At 65.1% G+C, this 17,528-nt stretch carries 22 protein-coding genes; 9 read left to right on the top strand and 13 right to left on the bottom strand.

The genetic code is table 11. The features are described from left to right. From rpsC to rpsL, 12 genes are all read right to left on the bottom strand, one after another. A complete protein-coding gene (gene rpsC / locus KUD94_RS14030; RefSeq protein WP_218237786.1) occupies positions 1–861 on the bottom strand; it encodes a 30S ribosomal protein S3 in 861 nt (286 codons plus the stop codon). Between the two features lie 16 nt (positions 862–877). Continuing rightward, positions 878–1,210: a 50S ribosomal protein L22 gene (gene rplV, locus KUD94_RS14025; RefSeq protein WP_146912106.1), complete on the bottom strand. Its 333-nt coding sequence runs from the start codon at positions 1,208–1,210 to the stop codon at positions 878–880. 9 nt (positions 1,211–1,219) lie between these two features. Beyond that, positions 1,220–1,498 (bottom strand): 30S ribosomal protein S19, encoded by a 279-nt coding sequence (gene rpsS / locus KUD94_RS14020; RefSeq protein WP_218237785.1) that lies wholly within the window; start codon positions 1,496–1,498, stop codon positions 1,220–1,222. Between the two features lie 10 nt (positions 1,499–1,508). Continuing rightward, positions 1,509–2,333, bottom strand: coding sequence for a 50S ribosomal protein L2 (gene rplB, locus KUD94_RS14015; RefSeq protein ID WP_218237784.1), 825 nt, complete (start codon positions 2,331–2,333; stop codon positions 1,509–1,511). Positions 2,334–2,335: 2 nt separating this feature from the next. Continuing rightward, entirely contained in the window at positions 2,336–2,650 is a 315-nt protein-coding gene (gene rplW, locus KUD94_RS14010; protein ID WP_146912109.1) for a 50S ribosomal protein L23, read from the bottom strand. Then, positions 2,647–3,267 carry a 50S ribosomal protein L4 gene (gene rplD, locus KUD94_RS14005; protein WP_218237783.1) on the bottom strand — a complete coding sequence of 207 codons (621 nt, stop codon included), beginning with the start codon at positions 3,265–3,267 and terminating at the stop codon, positions 2,647–2,649. Before rplD ends, rplW begins: the two co-directional genes overlap by 4 nt. Beyond that, on the bottom strand, positions 3,267–3,941 hold the full coding sequence (gene rplC, locus KUD94_RS14000) for a 50S ribosomal protein L3 (protein ID WP_218237782.1): 675 nt from the start codon (positions 3,939–3,941) through the stop codon (positions 3,267–3,269). The genes rplD and rplC overlap by 1 nt, the downstream gene beginning before the upstream one ends. Positions 3,942–4,161: 220 nt before the next feature. Then, entirely contained in the window at positions 4,162–4,473 is a 312-nt protein-coding gene (gene rpsJ / locus KUD94_RS13995; protein WP_005796953.1) for a 30S ribosomal protein S10, read from the bottom strand. Positions 4,474–4,498: 25 nt separating this feature from the next. Beyond that, positions 4,499–5,689, bottom strand: coding sequence for an elongation factor Tu (gene tuf / locus KUD94_RS13990; RefSeq protein ID WP_218237621.1), 1,191 nt, complete (start codon positions 5,687–5,689; stop codon positions 4,499–4,501). Positions 5,690–5,862: 173 nt separating this feature from the next. After that, entirely contained in the window at positions 5,863–7,971 is a 2,109-nt protein-coding gene (fusA, locus tag KUD94_RS13985; RefSeq protein ID WP_218237781.1) for an elongation factor G, read from the bottom strand. Between the two features lie 86 nt (positions 7,972–8,057). Continuing rightward, positions 8,058–8,531, bottom strand: a complete 474-nt coding sequence (gene rpsG / locus KUD94_RS13980) for a 30S ribosomal protein S7 (RefSeq protein ID WP_146912114.1) — start codon at positions 8,529–8,531, stop codon at positions 8,058–8,060. Between the two features lie 149 nt (positions 8,532–8,680). Next, the gene (gene rpsL / locus KUD94_RS13975) at positions 8,681–9,058 is read right to left on the bottom strand and encodes a 30S ribosomal protein S12 (protein WP_146912115.1); all 378 of its coding nucleotides are present in this window, start codon (positions 9,056–9,058) and stop codon (positions 8,681–8,683) included. Between the two features lie 256 nt (positions 9,059–9,314). Between rpsL and ccmC the strand changes: the two genes are divergently transcribed. The 9 genes from ccmC to ccmB are packed head-to-tail and all read left to right on the top strand — an operon-like array spanning position 9,315 to position 16,345. Continuing rightward, the gene (gene ccmC, locus KUD94_RS13970; protein WP_218237780.1) at positions 9,315–10,130 is read left to right on the top strand and encodes a heme ABC transporter permease CcmC; all 816 of its coding nucleotides are present in this window, start codon (positions 9,315–9,317) and stop codon (positions 10,128–10,130) included. Beyond that, on the top strand, positions 10,127–10,267 hold the full coding sequence (gene ccmD / locus KUD94_RS13965) for a heme exporter protein CcmD (protein ID WP_255437801.1): 141 nt from the start codon (positions 10,127–10,129) through the stop codon (positions 10,265–10,267). Before ccmC ends, ccmD begins: the two co-directional genes overlap by 4 nt. Before the next feature lie 4 nt (positions 10,268–10,271). Beyond that, complete coding sequence (gene ccmE, locus KUD94_RS13960; protein WP_218237779.1) at positions 10,272–10,721, top strand: cytochrome c maturation protein CcmE; 450 nt, start codon at positions 10,272–10,274, stop codon at positions 10,719–10,721. Further along, positions 10,718–12,754, top strand: coding sequence for a heme lyase CcmF/NrfE family subunit (locus tag KUD94_RS13955; RefSeq protein ID WP_218237778.1), 2,037 nt, complete (start codon positions 10,718–10,720; stop codon positions 12,752–12,754). Before ccmE ends, KUD94_RS13955 begins: the two co-directional genes overlap by 4 nt. Then, on the top strand, positions 12,751–13,278 hold the full coding sequence (locus KUD94_RS13950) for a DsbE family thiol:disulfide interchange protein (protein ID WP_218237777.1): 528 nt from the start codon (positions 12,751–12,753) through the stop codon (positions 13,276–13,278). Before KUD94_RS13955 ends, KUD94_RS13950 begins: the two co-directional genes overlap by 4 nt. A gap of 16 nt (positions 13,279–13,294) precedes the next feature. After that, on the top strand, positions 13,295–13,747 hold the full coding sequence (locus tag KUD94_RS13945; RefSeq protein ID WP_218239315.1) for a cytochrome c-type biogenesis protein: 453 nt from the start codon (positions 13,295–13,297) through the stop codon (positions 13,745–13,747). Beyond that, complete coding sequence (gene ccmI / locus KUD94_RS13940) at positions 13,747–14,955, top strand: c-type cytochrome biogenesis protein CcmI (protein WP_218237776.1); 1,209 nt, start codon at positions 13,747–13,749, stop codon at positions 14,953–14,955. Before KUD94_RS13945 ends, ccmI begins: the two co-directional genes overlap by 1 nt. Positions 14,956–14,966: 11 nt before the next feature. Then, a complete protein-coding gene (gene ccmA / locus KUD94_RS13935) occupies positions 14,967–15,635 on the top strand; it encodes a cytochrome c biogenesis heme-transporting ATPase CcmA (RefSeq protein WP_255568855.1) in 669 nt (222 codons plus the stop codon). After that, positions 15,632–16,345, top strand: coding sequence for a heme exporter protein CcmB (gene ccmB / locus KUD94_RS13930; RefSeq protein WP_218237775.1), 714 nt, complete (start codon positions 15,632–15,634; stop codon positions 16,343–16,345). Before ccmA ends, ccmB begins: the two co-directional genes overlap by 4 nt. Before the next feature lie 16 nt (positions 16,346–16,361). On the opposite strand, the gene KUD94_RS13925 is transcribed toward ccmB, so the two are convergent. Continuing rightward, positions 16,362–17,525, bottom strand: a complete 1,164-nt coding sequence (locus KUD94_RS13925) for a D-alanyl-D-alanine carboxypeptidase family protein (protein WP_218237774.1) — start codon at positions 17,523–17,525, stop codon at positions 16,362–16,364. Positions 17,526–17,528: the final 3 nt, after the last annotated feature.

The following is a 17,528-nucleotide window of genomic DNA, read 5'->3' as shown; positions in this document are numbered from 1 at the left end:
TTATTCTCCTTTGCCGTCCGCCGCTGCAGCAGCGGGCGCGTCCTTGGCAACGCGCTTAACGGTGGTTGCGTCGGTGCCAGCGGCACCTTCGGGTTTGTCGCTACCGTCCACGGGCGCCGAATTGGTGCCGCCAGCACGGCGCGGTCCGCGGGTGTCGCGGCGGCCATCGCGGCGCGCACCCCGGGGACGACGCTCGTCTTCGCGCGGGGTTTCAACAGCGGGCAGGTCGCCGCGGCCGAGGGTGTCGCCCTTGTAGACCCAGACCTTCACGCCGATGGCGCCATAGGTCGTGTGCGCTTCGGACACGCCGTAGTCGATGTCGGCACGCAGGGTATGCAGCGGAACGCGGCCTTCGCGGTACCACTCGGTGCGGGCGATTTCGATGCCGTTCAGGCGCCCCGAGGACATGATCTTGATGCCCTGGGCACCCAGGCGCATCGCGTTCTGCATCGCGCGCTTCATGGCGCGGCGGAACTGGATACGCTTTTCCAGTTGCTGGGTGATGGAGTCGGCGATCAGCTTGGCGTCGATTTCGGGCTTGCGCACCTCTTCGATGTTGACCGCAACCGGCACGCCGAGCATGGCCGCGAGTTCCTTCTTCAGGTTCTCGATGTCCTCGCCCTTCTTGCCAATCACCACGCCCGGACGGGCCGAGTAAATGGTGATGCGCGCATTCTTTGCCGGGCGCTCAATCAGCACGCGCGAGACGGCGGCGTTCTTGAGCTTGCGGCGCAGAAACTCACGCACCTTGATGTCTTCAGCGAGTTTGCCCGCGAAATCGCGGTTGCCGGCGTACCAGCGGCTGGCCCAGTTGCGGCTGACGGCGAGGCGAAAGCCGGTAGGATGAATTTTTTGTCCCATGGTGTTCCTCTCGCCTTCAGTTGCCCACGGTCACGTAAATGTGGCACGTCGGCTTGCTGATGCGGTTGCCGCGGCCCTTGGCGCGCGCCGTGAAGCGCTTGAGCGTGGTGCCCTGCTCGACGTAGATGGTCTTGACCTTCAGTTCGTCGATGTCGGCGCCATCGTTGTGTTCGGCGTTGGCGATGGCGGATTCGAGCACCTTCTTGACGATGCCGGCCGCCTTTTTCTGCGTGAAGGTCAGGATGTCGAGAGCCTGGTCCACCTTCTTGCCGCGGATGAGATCTGCCACGAGACGACCCTTGTCCACGGACAAGCGGACGCCCCGCAGGACTGCACGTGTTTCAGACATGGTCGTTCCTTACTTCTTCTGGACTTTCTTGTCCGCCGGGTGACCCTTGAACGTGCGCGTCAGGGCAAATTCGCCGAGCTTGTGGCCGACCATCTGGTCGGTGATGTAGACGGGCACGTGTTGCTTGCCGTTGTGCACGGCAATGGTCAGGCCGATGAACTCGGGCAGCACCATGGAGCGGCGCGACCAGGTCTTGACGGGCTTCTTGTCCTTGGTTGCCACGGCCTTCTCGGCCTTGGCCAGCAGGTGATGGTCGACGAACGGACCCTTTTTGACGGAGCGAGACATTGGCTACCCCTTACTTCTTGCGACGCGACACGATCATGTTCTGTGTGCGCTTGTTGTTGCGGGTACGGTAGCCCTTGGTCAGATTGCCCCAGGGGTCCACAGGGTGGCGTCCCTCCCCGGTCTTGCCTTCGCCGCCGCCCTGCGGGTGGTCGATCGGGTTCATGGCAACGCCACGCACCGTCGGGCGTATGCCCATCCAGCGCTTGACGCCGGCCTTGCCGAGCTGGCGCAGGCTGTGCTCTTCGTTGGCGACTTCGCCAATGGTGGCGCGACACTCGACGTGGATCCGGCGCACTTCGCCCGAACGCATGCGCACCTGGGCGTAGACCCCTTCGCGCGCCAGCAAGGTCGCCGAGGTGCCGGCGGAGCGGGCAATCTGTGCGCCCTTGCCCGGCTTGAGCTCGATGCAATGGATGGTCGAGCCCACGGGGATGTTGCGGATCGGCAGAGTGTTGCCCACGCGGATCGGCGCCTCGGCGCCGCTCACCACGGTGGCACCCACTTCGATGTTGCGCGGCGCAATGATGTAGCGGCGCTCGCCGTCGGCATAGCACACCAGGGCGATGTGCGCCGAGCGGTTCGGGTCGTACTCGATGCGCTCGACCTTGGCCGGAATGCCGTCCTTGGCACGCACGAAGTCCACCACGCGGTAGTGGTGCTTGTGACCGCCGCCCTTGTGGCGCACGGTGATGCAACCGCGGTTGTTGCGCCCCGCCTTCTGGAACTTGGGCTCCAGCAGCGGCGCGTAGCCCTCACCCTTGTGCAGGTGGCTGCGCGAAATCTTCACCGCGCCACGCTGGCCCGGAGTATTCGGTTTGATCTTGATGACAGCCATGGTTATGCCGCCTCCCCGGACAGGTTCAGGTCCTGGCCTTCCTTGAGATGTACATAGGCCTTGCGCACGTTGTCGCGCCGGCCGGTGGTTTTGCCAAAGCGCTTGGTCTTGCCCTTGACGTTGACCACGGAGACGCCCGTGACTTCCACCTTGAAAAGCAGCTCGACCGCGGCCTTGATTTCCGGCTTGGTCGCGCCCTGCAGCACCTTGAAGGTGACCACGTTCGACTTCTCGGACACCATGGTCGCCTTCTCCGACACTACCGGAGCAATCAGCACCTGCATCAGACGGCCTTCATCGAATTTGGACGTGCTCATGCAAACATCTCCTTGAGCTGGTCAATCGCGCCCTTGGTGATGAGAACCTTCTTGTAGTGCACCAGCGACACCGGATCGGCGTAGCGCGGCTCGACCACGAACACGTTCTTCAGGTTGCGCGAGGCAAGGTACAGGTTCTCGTCGACCTCTTCGGCGATCACCATGACGGAATCGAGGTTCATCGCCTTGAAGCGGCTGGCAAGCGCCTTGGTCTTGGGCGAGTCGAGCTTGATCGAATCGACCACCGCCAGGCGCCCTTCGCGCACCAACTGGGAGAAGATCGAGGCCATGCCGGCGCGGTACATCTTCTTGTTGAGCTTGTGCGTGAAATTCTCGTCCGGCAGGTTCGGGAATATGCGACCACCCCCACGCCACAGCGGCGAAGAGGTCATGCCGGCGCGGGCATTGCCCGTGCCCTTCTGCTTGAAGGGCTTGCGCGTGGAGTGGCGGACCTGCTGACGGTCCTTCTGCGCGCGCGTGCCCTGACGGCCATTGGCGCGGTAGGCCACCACGACCTGATGGATCAGATCTTCGTTGTATTGACGGTCGAACACGGTCTCGGGCACGTCCACCTTGGACGCTGCCTGGCCTTGTTCATCGAGGAGTTCGAGCTGCATCAGTTCGCTCCTTTCGTTGCAAGCGCCTTGACGGCCGGACGCACGGTCACGAAGCCGCCCTTGGAGCCGGGCACGGCGCCCTTGATCAACAGCAGCTGGCGCGCTTCGTCGACGCGCACCACATCCAGGTTCTGGGTGGTCACGGTCTCGTCGCCCATGTGGCCGGTCATCTTCTTGCCGGGGAACACGCGACCGGGGTCCTGCGCCATGCCGATGGAGCCGGGCACGTTGTGCGAGCGGCTGTTGCCGTGCGAGGCGCGCTGCGAACCGAAGTTGTGGCGCTTGATGGTGCCGGCGTAGCCCTTGCCGATGGAGGTGCCTTGCACATCCACCTTCTGGCCTGCGGCGAACACCTCGGTCACCGGCAAGGCGCTGCCCGCCGGGTACTTGTCCGCGGTTTCGGAGCTGACGCGAAACTCGCGCATGATCTGCCCCGCCTGGACGCCCGCCTTGGCGAGATGCCCTGCTTGCGGCTTGGTCACGCGCGAAGCTTTGCGCGCACCGTAGGTGACCTGCAAGGCCACGTAGCCGTCGTTGTCCTGGGTCTTGACCTGGGTAACGCGGTTGCCCGAGACGTCGACCACCGTAACGGGGATGGAGACCCCGTCATCGGCGAACAGACGCATCATGCCCACCTTGCGCCCCAGCAACCCCAGGGAGTTGCTCTGACTCATGTTTATTCTCCAGAACTCTCACCGCCCCGACTTCAATTGGCCTTGGCGTTTGCGCCGGTGCGAATCCGCAAGTTGTCGCGTATTCGCCCCGGCGCGTGAAAGAAGGTTGTTCAAGCTTCGCGAAGACGCTCTCTGCGCGAAGCCGGCGATTCTAACCCAACCGCTTTGCAAGAACAAGTGCCGGCCGCCTGGCGCCCCGCGGCGCTGGCGGCCAGCCAGTTCACTGCAGCTTGATCTCGACGTCCACGCCGGCAGGCAGGTCGAGCTTCATCAGCGCATCCACCGTCTTGTCCGTCGGATCGACGATGTCCATCAGGCGCTGGTGCGTGCGGATTTCCAGCTGGTCGCGGCTGGTCTTGTTGACGTGCGGCGAGCGCAGGATGTCGAAACGCTTCATGCGCGTGGGCAGGGGCACGGGGCCCTTGACGATGGCGCCCGTGCGCTTGGCGGTATCGACGATCTCGGCGGCCGACTGGTCGATCAGCTTGTAGTCAAACGCCTTCAGGCGAATGCGGATTTTTTGCTTGGACATGAATAATCCTCAGTCGTCCCAGGAATTATTCGATGATCTTCGCCACCACGCCTGCACCCACGGTGCGTCCACCCTCGCGGATGGCAAAGCGCAGGCCTTCTTCCATGGCGATGGGGTGGATGAGCTTGACGGTCATGGACACGTTGTCGCCGGGCATCACCATCTCCTTGTCGGCCGGCAGCTCGATGGCGCCGGTCACGTCGGTGGTGCGAAAGTAGAACTGCGGGCGGTAGTTGTTGAAGAACGGCGTGTGGCGCCCGCCCTCGTCCTTGGACAGCACGTAGACCTCGCAGGTGAAGTGCGTGTGCGGCGTGATCGAGCCGGGCTTGGCCACGACCTGGCCGCGCTCGACGTCTTCGCGCTTGGTGCCGCGCAGCAAGATGCCGACGTTGTCGCCCGCCTGACCCTGGTCCAGGAGCTTTCTGAACATTTCCACGCCGGTGACGGTGGTCTTTTGCGTGTCGCGAATGCCCACGATCTCCACTTCCTCGCCGACCTTGACGATGCCGCGCTCCACGCGTCCGGTGATCACGGTGCCGCGCCCGGAGATGGAGAACACGTCTTCCACGGGCATGAGGAAGGCGCCGTCGATGGCGCGCTCAGGCGTGGGGATGTAGCTGTCCAGCGCTTCGGCCAGTTGCATGATGGCCTGCTCGCCGAGCTCGCCCGTGTCGCCTTCGAGCGCCAGCTTGGCCGAGCCCTTGATGATGGGGGTGTCGTCGCCGGGGAATTCGTATTTGGACAGCAGCTCGCGCACTTCCATCTCGACGAGTTCGAGCAGCTCGGCGTCATCGACCATGTCGCACTTGTTGAGGAACACGATGATGTAGGGCACGCCGACCTGGCGGGCCAGCAGGATGTGCTCACGCGTCTGGGGCATGGGGCCGTCGGCGGCCGAGCACACGAGGATGGCGCCGTCCATCTGGGCGGCGCCGGTGATCATGTTCTTGACATAGTCGGCGTGGCCGGGGCAGTCCACGTGGGCGTAGTGGCGGTTTGCCGTCTCGTACTCCACGTGCGAGGTGTTGATGGTGATGCCGCGGGCCTTTTCTTCCGGGGCGTTGTCGATCTGGTCGTAGCTCTTGACGTCACCGCCGAACTTCTTGCCCAGCACGGTGGCGATCGCTGCGGTGAGCGTCGTCTTGCCGTGGTCCACGTGACCAATGGTGCCCACGTTCACGTGCGGCTTGGTACGCTCGAATTTTCCTTTTGCCATGTTCCAACTCCAAAAGAGCAATGCCTGTGCGAGGGTTTAAGGTCTGCACCCGATTGCTGACTCCCCCGGCACAGGACCACCGGAAGGCACCGAATCGCAGACCGACAAAATACTATCGAAAAAATAGCTGCCAGCGCCTGGCTGGCAAGCGCTGGAGCCTGTTTTCGTTCAAATCACTTGGCGCGTGCCGCCATGATCGCTTCGGCCACGTTGCGCGGCGCTTCGGCGTAATGCTTGAATTCCATCACGTAGGTGGCGCGCCCCTGGGTCATGGAGCGCAGCTGCGTGGCGTAGCCGAACATCTCGGACAGCGGCACCTCGGCCTTGATGGCCTTGCCGCCGCCGACCATGTCGTCCATGCCCTGCACCATGCCGCGGCGGCTGGACAGGTCGCCCATCACCGTGCCTGCGTAGTCTTCGGGCGTCTCCACCTCCACGGCCATCATGGGCTCGAGGATCACCGGGTCGGCCTTGCGTGCGGCTTCCTTGAAGCCGAAGATGGCCGCCATCTTGAACGCCTGCTCCGACGAGTCCACGTCGTGGTAGGAGCCGAAGGTGAGCGCAACCTTCACGTCCACCACCGGGTAGCCGGCCAGCACGCCGGCGGTGAGCGCTTCTTCCACGCCCTTTTGCACCGCAGGGATGTACTCGCGCGGCACCACGCCGCCTTTGATCTCGTCGAGGAACTCGAAGCCCTTGCCCGGCTCGTTGGGCTCCAGGCGGAACACCACGTGGCCGTACTGGCCCTTGCCGCCCGACTGGCGCACGAACTTGCCTTCCACGTCCGAGACGCTCTTGCGCACCGTCTCGCGGTAGGCTACCTGCGGCTTGCCGACGTTGGCCTCGACACCAAACTCGCGCTTCATGCGGTCGACGATGATGTCCAGGTGCAGCTCGCCCATGCCGGCGATGATGGTCTGGCCCGATTCTTCATCGGTGCGCACGCGAAACGACGGATCTTCGGCCGCCAGGCGCGACAGCGCGATGCCCATCTTCTCCTGGTCGGCCTTGGACTTGGGCTCCACCGCCTGGGCGATCACCGGCTCGGGGAAGACCATGCGCTCGAGCATGATGTGGGCGTTCAGGTCGCACAGGGTGTCGCCCGTGGTCACGTCCTTCAGGCCCACGCAGGCGGCGATGTCGCCGGCGCGGATTTCCTCGATCTCCTGGCGGTCGTTGGCGTGCATCTGCACGATGCGGCCGATGCGCTCTTTCTTGCCCTTGACCGGGTTGTAGACCGTGTCGCCCTTGGTGAGCACGCCCGAATAGACGCGCACGAAGGTGAGCTGGCCGACAAAGGGGTCGGTCATGAGCTTGAACGCGAGCGCCGAGAACTTCTCGTTGTCGTCCGCCTTGCGCGTCAGCTTCTTGTCCTCTTCGTCCGGATCGGTGCCGGCGACGTCGGGAATGTCGGTTGGCGCGGGCAGGAAGTCGAGCACCGCGTCGAGCATGCGCTGCACGCCCTTGTTCTTGAAGGCGGTGCCGCACAGCATGGGCTGGATTTCAGTGGCGATCGTGCGCTGGCGCAGGCCGGCGATGATGTCCTCTTCAGACAGCTCGCCTTCTTCCAGGTACTTGTTCATCAGCTCTTCGCTGGCTTCGGCGGCAGACTCGATCATCTTCTCGCGCCATTCCTTGGCCTGATCCATGAGATCGGCAGGAACCTCACGGTACTCGAACTTCATGCCCTGGGAGGCTTCGTCCCAGATGATGGCCTTCATCTTGATGAGGTCCACCACGCCCTGAAACCCGTCCTCCGCACCCATGGGGATGACCACCGGCACCGGATGCGCGTTCAGGCGCGTCTTCATCTGGTCGTGCACCTTGAAGAAGTTGGCGCCGGTGCGATCCATTTTGTTGACGAAGGCAATGCGCGGCACCTTGTGCTTGTTGGCCTGGCGCCAGACGGTCTCGGACTGCGGCTGCACGCCGCCCACGGCGCAATACACCATGACCGCGCCATCAAGCACGCGCATGGAGCGCTCCACCTCGATGGTGAAGTCCACGTGCCCGGGGGTGTCGATGATGTTGATGCGGTGCGCCGGGCGCGACAGATCCATGCCCTTCCAGAAGCAGGTCACTGCCGACGAGGTGATGGTGATGCCGCGCTCTTGCTCCTGCTCCATCCAGTCGGTCGTGGCCGCGCCGTCGTGCACTTCACCGATCTTGTGGGTCAGGCCCGTGTAAAACAGAATGCGCTCGGAGGTCGTGGTCTTGCCTGCGTCGATGTGCGCAGAAATGCCGATATTGCGATAACGCTCCAGGGGAGTAGTGCGGGCCATGATGATCTTTCGTTAACGGACAACAGCCCGGCCGCCGAAAACCGGCACGTCGGGCTTCTTGCCTTCGAGGGAAATGGGGGCGAAATTCAGAAACGGAAGTGGCTGAAGGCCCTGTTCGCCTCGGCCATGCGGTGCACCTCGTCGCGGCGCTTCATTGCGCCGCCACGGCCTTCCGTGGCTTCCATCAATTCGTTGGCAAGACGCTGCGCCATGGACTTCTCGCCGCGCTTGCGCGCAGCTTCCTTGATCCAGCGCATCGACAAGGCCAGGCGGCGGATGGGCCGCACCTCGACCGGCACCTGGTAGTTGGCGCCGCCGACACGGCGGGACTTCACCTCGACCATGGGCTTGACGTTGTTGATGGCAGTGGTGAACACCTCAAGGGCGTTCTTCTCGGGTTGCTTTTTCTCGATCAGCTCGAGAGCGCCGTAGATGATGCGCTCGGCAACCGCCTTCTTGCCGCCTTCCATGATCACGTTCATGAATTTGGACAGCTCTACGTTGCCGAACTTCGGATCCGGCAGGATTTCACGTTTGGGGACTTCGCGACGACGTGGCATTTTTCACCTTTCAATTGCTTCAGCTGGTGCCTTGCCGGCACCGCGGAGGCCAAACCGGGACCTCCACTTACTCGACCCCGGAACGCGGGGCCACTACGCTACTGCCTGCGCCACGCAGGAGCAGCACCTTGCCGGCCTGCGCCGGCGTATTACTTGGCCTTGGGACGCTTGGCGCCGTACTTGGAGCGCGCCTGCTTGCGATCCTTCACGCCCTGCAGGTCCAGCGAGCCGCGCACGATGTGGTAGCGCACGCCGGGCAAGTCCTTGACGCGACCGCCGCGCAGCAGCACCACGCTGTGCTCCTGCAGGTTGTGGCCCTCGCCGCCGATGTAGGAGATGACCTCGAAGCCATTGGTCAGGCGCACCTTGGCCACCTTGCGCAGAGCCGAGTTCGGCTTCTTGGGCGTCGTGGTGTACACGCGCGTGCACACGCCCCGGCGCTGCGGGCAGTTCTCCATCGCGGGGCTTTTGGATTTGACAACTTCGACCGTGCGGCCCTGGCGCACGAGTTGGTTAATGGTTGGCATGCAGTTACGTGTCCCTAGAACGTGAATCCGCGGTGCGGCCCGCGCTGCGCGCAAGCCAACCGCCAAAGAAATCCGGAAAAGCCCGAAAGTGTACTATGCTCGGCGCGCGAACGCAATCTCTGCACGCCGTTCGTGCCGCAGAGACCGCAGCGGCGCCTTGCCTGCAGTGGTATAGCTGCACGAAGGGTCTTTCAGGGCCTGCGGGCAAACACAGACAATACGGGGTTATCCCTGACGCGATACAAAAGCCAGTGACATGACGGCGCCGACGGCACAACGCAACTCCATCAACTGGTTCAAGTACGCTGCTCCGGCGCGCTTTTACCCGCTTGCGGGCCGCGGCGTGGTGTGGTTTTCGGTGCTGGCGGTGTTGTTGGGTGCGATCGGGCTGTTCATCGGTTTCGCTGTCGCGCCCACCGACGCGCAGCAAGGGGACGCCTACCGCATCATCTTTCTGCACGTGCCTACCGCCTGGCTGTCCATGGTCATCTACGTGGCCATGGCGTTCTGGGCCGGCGTGGGGCTGGTGTTCAACACCCGCCTGGCCTCGATGATGGCGCGGGCGCTCGCGCCCACGGGGGCCTTGATGACGTTTCTGGCGCTGTGGACCGGCGCCCTCTGGGGCAAGCCGACCTGGGGCACCTGGTGGGTCTGGGACGCGCGGCTCACCTCGGAGCTGATCCTGCTCTTCCTGTATCTGGGCTTTCTTGCGCTGCATGCCTCCATCGACGACGAGCGCCGCGCCGACCGCGCCACCGCCGTGCTGGCCCTGGTGGGCGTGGTCAACGTTCCCATCATCTATTTCTCGGTGCAGTGGTGGAACACGCTGCACCAGGGCGCTTCGGTGAGCCTGACCAGCGCCCCGAGCATCGCCACGCCGATGTTGGCCGGCATGTTGATCAGCTCGGCTGCCGTATGGTGCTACTGCATTGCGGTGGTGCTGGCGCGGGTGCGGCTGATCATGCTCGAACGCGAACGCCATGCAAGCTGGGTACAACGGGAACTGCAGGGGCACGCGGCAAGTCCACTGGAGTCTTCCCCCTCATCGCCGACCACCGGAGCCTCCACATGATTTACTGGTCGAGCTGGTCCGAGTTCCTGCACATGGGCGGCTACGGCCGCTATGTCTGGGGCTCGCTTGCGGTGATGATGGTGGTCATCGCTGCCGAGATCTGGCAGCTTCGCAGCCGTCGCCGGCACATGGAGTAAGAGCATGAGAAGCAGAACCAAACGCGGGCTGATCATCATCGGTGGCCTGGCAGCGCTGGGCGTTGCAAGCGCTCTGGTGCTCAACGCCTTTCAGGACAACCTGGTGTTTTTCTTCAGCCCCTCGCAAGTGGCCAGCAGCGAGGCTCCGGTCGATCGCAGCTTTCGTCTGGGCGGACTGGTGCAGGAAGGCAGCGTGCAGCGCAGCAGCGACAGCCTGGCCGTGCGCTTTGTCGTCACCGACGGCGCCCAGGCCATCCCCGTCACCTACGACGGACTGCTGCCCGACATGTTTCGCGAAGGCAAAGGCGTAGTCACCCAAGGGCGTCTGCAGGCGGACGGCAGCTTTCGCGCGGAGCAGGTGCTGGCCAAGCACGACGAGAACTACACCCCCAAGGAAGTGGCCGACACGCTCAAGACCACTTCGCTGGAGACGGGCAGCGGAGCGCGGCCATGATCGCCGAGGTCGGGCAACTGGCCCTGGTGCTGGCGCTTTGCCTGGCGCTCTTGCAAGGCAGCGTGCCGCTGATCGGGGCGGCGCGCGGCAACGCCGACTGGATGGCGCTCGCCCGCCCCGCCGCCTGGGGCCAGTTCCTGTTCGTGGCGGGCGCCTTTGCCTGCCTGAGCTATCTGTTCGTGGCCAACGACTTCTCCGTGCTCTACGTCGTGCAGCACTCCAACTCGCAGCTGCCGCTGATCTACCGCATCTGCGCCGTCTGGGGCGGGCACGAAGGCTCCATCCTGCTGTGGGTGCTGATCCTGGCATGCTGGACGCTGGCGGTGTCGCTGTTTTCGCGCAACCTCGACGACGAGACGCGCGCGCGCATCCTGGCCATCATGGGCCTGATTTCCGTCGGGCTGCTGCTGTTCATCCTGTTCACTTCCAACCCCTTCGAGCGCCTGCTGCCTGCCGCGACCAACGGGCAGGACCTGAACCCGCAATTGCAAGACCCGGGCCTGATCGCGCACCCGCCGCTGCTGTACATGGGCTATGTGGGTACCGTCGTGGCCTTCGCCTTTGCCATGGCTGCGCTGCTGGCCGGACGCCTGGACGCCGCCTGGGCACGCTGGTCGCGCCCCTGGGCCACCGTCTCCTGGGCCTTTCTCACGCTGGGCATCGCCGTGGGCAGTGCCTGGGCCTACTATGAGCTGGGCTGGGGTGGCTGGTGGTTCTGGGACCCGGTGGAGAACGCCTCGCTCATGCCCTGGCTGGTCAGCACCGCGCTGCTGCACTCGCTGGCGGTGACCGAAAAGCGCAACACCTTCAAGCTGTGGACCGCGCTGCTGGCGATCATCGCGTTCTCGCTGTCGCTGCTGGGCACCTTCCTGGTGCGCTCGGGCGTGCTTACCTCGGTGCACGCCTTTGCCACCGATCCTTCGCGCGGCATCTACATCCTGGCCTTCCTGAGCGTGGTCGTGGGCGGCTCGCTGCTGCTGTTTGCCTGGCGCGCGCCGCGCGTGGGCCTGGGCGGACAATTTGCCATGGTCTCGCGCGAGGCCATGCTGCTGCTCAACAACGTCGTGCTGCTGGTGGCCTTTGCTGCGGTGCTGCTGGGCACCTTGTACCCGCTGATCATCGACGCTCTGGGTCTGGGCAAGCTCTCGGTCGGGCCGCCCTACTTTGAAGCGGTGTTCGTGCCGCTGATCGCCCCGGCGCTGTTTCTCATGGGCGTCGGCCCGCTCACGCGCTGGCGCCAGGACCAGGCGCTGGCACTGGTGCGCAAGCTGCGCTGGGCGCTCATCGTGAGTCTGCTGGCCGCGCTCATCTCTCCTTGGCTGCTGGGCAACTGGAAGCCGCTGGTGGGCTTTGGCCTGTTCCTGGCTTTCTGGATCGCGGCGACCACCTTCTACAACCTCTACGAGCGCCTGAAGAACCACCCCTCGCCAAGCTGGCGCCGGCGCATACGCACGCAGCCGGGCAGCTACTACGGGATGCTGCTGGCACACCTGGGCGTGGCGGTGTTCATTGTCGGCGTGAGCATCGTCAACGGCTATGAGATCGAGAAGGACGTGACCATGGAGCCGGGCGAGAGCGTGACGCTGGCCGGCTACACATTCCTGTTTGAAGGCACGCAAACCAAGCGCGGGCCCAACTACAGCGCCGATGTGGGCGTGCTCAGCGTCACGCGCGACGGCCAGAGCGTGGCCACGCTGCGTCCCGAGCGGCGCGTCTACACCGAAGGGGCCAACCCCACGCCGATGACCGAGGCGTCCATCGACCCCGGTCTCACGCGCGACCTGTACGCGGCGCTGGGCGACCGGCTGACCAATACGCGCTGGATCGTGCGGGTCTACTTCAAACCCTTCGTGGACTGGATCTGGTTTGGCTGCTTCATGATGGCTCTGGGCGGAGGCCTGGCGGTCATGGACCGGCGCTATCGGCTCAAGCGGCGCCAGAGCGCTCCGGCGCGCGCTGCGGGCTCGAACACGCCCGGCGCCCCCGCGGGCGCACTGCCGCTGCCGGGCGCTGCCAAGGTGGCTGCGCCATGAGAAAAGGCATCGTGCCGCTGGCGGTGTTTGCCGTCCTGATGGTGTTTCTGGGCATTGGGCTCACGCTCAAGCCGCGCGAGCTGCCCTCGCCGCTCATCGACAAGCCTCTGCCCGCCTTTACCCTGCCGCAGCTTGGTGATCCAGCGAAGACGGCAAGCGCCAAGGACATGGCCGGCAAGGTCTGGATGCTCAACGTCTGGGCCTCCTGGTGCGTGGCCTGCCGCGTGGAGCATCCGGTGTTCGTGGACCTAGCTCGCTCCGACAAATCCATCCTGATTTACGGGCTCAACTACAAGGACAAGCGCGAGGATGCGCTGCGCTGGCTTGCGCGACTGGGCAATCCTTATCTGGAATCCTTCTCGGACACGCAGGGGCTGGTGGGCATCGATCTGGGGGTCTACGGCGTACCCGAGACCTTCATCATCGATCGCCAGGGGGTGATCCGCTACAAGCACATTGGCCCGGTCACGCCCGAGGCGCTGCAAGAGACCATCCTGCCGCTGATGAGGAAGCTCGGTGCATAGATACCTCGCCCGCTTGATGCTCGTCCTCCTGGCCTGGCTTGGCGCCAGCGGCTGGGCCAGCGAGGCGCCCACGCTGGCGGCCGACCCGGCGCTGGAGGCACGAATGATGGACATCGCGCACGAGCTGCGCTGCCTGGTGTGCCAGAACGAAACCATTGCCGCTTCGCACGCCGATCTGGCGGTCGATTTGCGCCAGCAGATACGCAAGCAGCTTGAGCAGGGGCGCACACCCGCGCAGATTCGCGAGTTCATGGTGCAGCGCTACGGCGAGTTCGTGCTCTATCGCCCGCGCCTGACTGCCAAGACGCTGCTGCTCTGGGGTGGGCCTTTTGTTTTGCTGCTGCTCGGCCTGTTCGTGCTGTGGCGCGCGCTCGGCAACCGGCCAGGCACGCCAGAGCCGGCTGCGCTCACGCCGCAGGAAGAGCAAAAGGCGCAGCAGTTGCTCGGCCTTGCCAAGGAGAAGGATTGATGCTCGCTTTTGTGGCGCTGGCCGCAGCCATGGTGCTCGCGGCCTTGGCCGCGGTGCTGTTTCCCCTGTTGCGCCGCCGCCAGCGGCCGCTGCAGCACGGCGAGGATCTGGCGGTGCTCGCCGACGGGCTGCGCGAGCTCGACGCGCAACTGGCCGCGGGCGATGTGGGCGCGGCCGAGCACGAGAGAGCACGCCTGGAGTTGCAGCGCCAGGCGCTGCAGGCCGACCAGGCGGCGCGCGCGCAGGCGCAGTCGAGTCAGCAGGCCAATTGGGCCATCGCGCTGGCCACGGCCGTGGCGCTGCCGCTGCTGGCGGTGAGCGTCTATCTGGCGGTGGGGCAGCCGGGGGCCATCAGCGGCAAGCATGCGGCCGTCCAAGCGAGCGACGCGCTGCCCCAGGCGCCCGACGAAACCACACTTGCGGCCTTGCGGGCGCGCGTGGCGGCCGACGCCCAGGATGCCCCGTCGTGGGTCATGCTGGCCCGCGCGAGCATGCAGCTCGGGCACACCGACGAGGCTCTGGCCGCTTATGCCAAGGCCACGGAGCTGGTGGACGACAGCCCCGATCTGTGGGTCGAATACGCCAATACCCTTGCGGTGGCGCATGGGCGCGATCTTTCGGGCGAGCCAACCGCCATGGTTCAACGCGCCTTGAAGATCGACCCGAACAACCTCAACGCGCTGGCGTTTGCCGGCCTCGCTGCGCTGCAGCAAGGCGACGCGAAGACGGCACTGCAGCATTGGGAGCATCTCAAGACCCTGTTGCCCGAGGGCGCAAAAGACGCCGAGACCATAGACCAGCTGATTGCGCGGGCGCGCGGCGAAGCGCCGGCCGCCCAGGTAGCATCCGCGCCCCCGGGCCAGGCCGCCATCAGCGGCTCGGTCACGGTGGATCCGAGCGTGGCCGACCAGATTGCCGACTCCGATACCTTGTTCGTCTTCGCTCGTGCTCCCAAGGGCCCGCCCATGCCGCTGGCCGCGCTGCGCGTAGCCGCCACGGGTTGGCCCGTGGCCTTCACGCTCGACGACAGCAGCGCCATGGCCGAAGAGCTGCGGCTGTCGCGCTTTGCCCAGGTCAATCTGGTAGCGCGCGTTTCCAAGAGTGGCAGTGCCACGCCGCAGCCGGGGGATATCGAAGGGCATGTGGACGGGGTGGCCGCGGGCAGCAGCGGCGTGCATATCGTGCTCGATCGCGTCGTGGCGCGCTGAGGGCGCTCAAGGTGGAGGTCGCCCCAATCGCGCCGCCCGACCGGCTCGCCCGCACAGGTGCTGCCGCCCTGCAACTCGTGGGTCTGGGCTGCATTCGGGCGCGCCGGGTTCTCTTTTCCGATCTGCACCTCGATCTGCCTGCCGGACAGGTGCTGCGCGTGCAAGGCGCCAACGGCGCCGGCAAGACCAGCCTGCTGCGCATGGTCTGCGGCCTGCTGTCGCCCAGCGCCGGGGAAGTGTTGTGGCAGGGCCAGCCGATTGCTCGTCTGCGTGAGGAATATGGGCGCCAACTGGTGTTCTTCGGGCATCTGCCGGGCGTCAAGCCCGAGCTTTCCGCGCTGGAGAATCTGCAGCTGCTGCTTGCGCTGAGCGGCGTACGACCCGAAGCGCCTGCGGCTCTGGCCGCTCTGCAGGCGGCTGGCCTGGCCGGGCACGAACACGCACCGGTGCGCACGCTGTCGCAAGGTCAGCGTCGCCGTGCGGCGCTGGCGCGGCTGGTGCTGAGTCACGCGCCACTGTGGGTGCTCGACGAGCCCTTCAACGCGCTCGATCAGCTGGCGACGCAGTGGCTGCTCGGGCTGATCGCGCGGCATGTCGCGGGTGGCGGCCTGGTGGTGCTCACGAGCCATCAAAGCGTGGCCCTCGAAGCCGAGGTTCCTCAGCAGGTGCTGACGCTATGACGGGCGCACCGCTGCCCACGCCAGCCGGCGTGCCTGCCGGGCCTTTGACCGGCGTCTGGCAACTGTTCGTGCGCGACTTGCGCATTGCCCTGCGTCGCCAGACCGACTCTGCGGCCGCCATCGTCTTCTTCTTTCTCGTGGTCAGTCTGTTCCCGCTCGGTATCGGCGCCGAAACAGAACTGCTGCGCGCGATTGCGCCCGGCGTGATCTGGGTCGCAGCCCTGCTGGCAGCCATGCTTTCGCTGCCCCGGCTGTTTGCCGATGACCATCAGGACGGCAGCCTGGAGCAGATGCTGCTGGCCGCCACGCCCCTGCCCATGCTGGTGACGGCCAAGATACTGGCCCATTGGCTGAGCTCGGGCTTGCTGCTCACCCTGCTCTCCCCGGTGCTGGCGCTGCAGTTCGACCTGCCGGCAGAGGCCGTGGCGGTGCTCGCGCTGTCGCTGTTGCTCGGAACTCCGGCCCTGAGCCTGATCGGCGCCATCATGTCTGCGCTCACCCTCGGCGCGCGCGGCGGCGGCGTTCTGCTGGCGCTGCTGGTGCTGCCGCTGTACATCCCGGTGCTCGTCTTCGGCGCCGCTGCCGTGCAGTCGAGCGCCGCTGGCATGGGGGTTTCAGCGCACCTCTCGTTGATGGGTGCGATTCTGGCGCTGGCGGCCTTCCTCGGGCCCTGGGCTGCGGGATGGGCGCTGCGCATATCCGCTGAATAGCGGCGGCGCTGCGCGCCTATTTGATCCACAAGCGCAGCGCGTCCCAGGCACGGCCCAGCAAACCGGCCTGCTCCACCGCTTCGAGCGCAACCAACGGGAACTCGGCGAGTTTTTGCTCGCCCAGCATCACCTGCAGCACGCCCACCTCCTGGCCTTTGGCGTAAGGCGCGACCAAGGGGTCGGGGCGCACGATCTGCGTGGTGATTTTCCCGGCGCTGCCCGCCGGCACCGTCACCACGATGGCTTGCGAGCGACCGATCTTGAGTGTGTCCTGCGCCCCCTTCCAGAGCTTGGGCGTCGCCACGGGCTGACCCGCATCGAAGAGCTTGACGTCGTCGAATGCGCTGTAACCCCAGTTCAGCAGCTTCTGGGTCTCGTTGGCGCGGATGTTGTCGCTCTCGGCCCCGAGGACGACCGCCACGACCCGGCGCTCGCCGAGCTGCGGAAACTCCCGCTTGGCCGTGGCCACCAGGCAGTAACCCGCCGCTGCGGTATGGCCGGTCTTGAGCCCGTCCACCGTGGGGTCACGAAACAATAGCACGTTGCGGTTGTTGGCATTGGCTTTGGGCGTTCCTTCGTAGCGATATTGCTTGATCGCGAAGTAGTGCATGTACTCGGGAAAATCCTGCACCAAGTGCTTGGACAGCAGCGCCAGATCGCGCGCCGTCGTGTAGTGGCCGGCTTCGGTCAGGCCCTCAGGGTTCTTGTACGAAGTGCCGCTGAGCCCGAGCGCCTTGGCCTGGTCGTTCATCATGCGCACGAAGTTCTCGGCGCTGCCCCCCACGCCTTCGGCCAGGGCCATGGATGCGTCGTTGCCCGATTGCACGATCATGCCCTTGAGCAGATCGTCCACCGGCACCTGCATCTTGGGATCAATGAACATGCGCGAACCCGGCATCTTCCAGGCGAGCTCGCTGACGGAAAACCGCTGATCCAGCGTGATCTTCTTGGCGCGCAAGGCGTCAAACACCACATAGCTCGTCATCAGCTTGGTCAGGGAAGCGGGCTCGATCGGTACGTCGATGTCTTTGGAGGCGAGAATCTGACCCGAAGTCAGGTCCATCACCAGGTAGTTGCGCGCCGCGACTTCGGGAGCGGGCGGCAGTTGCGCGAAACTCAGCAGCGGCGCGAGCGCAAGCAGCGCCGCCCAGCGTGAAAGAAAAGCAAAAGAAAATTTCATGTT

The sequence above is a fragment of the Comamonas sp. NLF-1-9 genome, assembly GCF_019195435.1.
GTDB lineage: Bacteria > Pseudomonadota > Gammaproteobacteria > Burkholderiales > Burkholderiaceae_C > Comamonas_C.
Note: the sequence above shows the minus strand (reverse complement) of the source record. Positions and strands in the feature narration are given on the sequence as shown.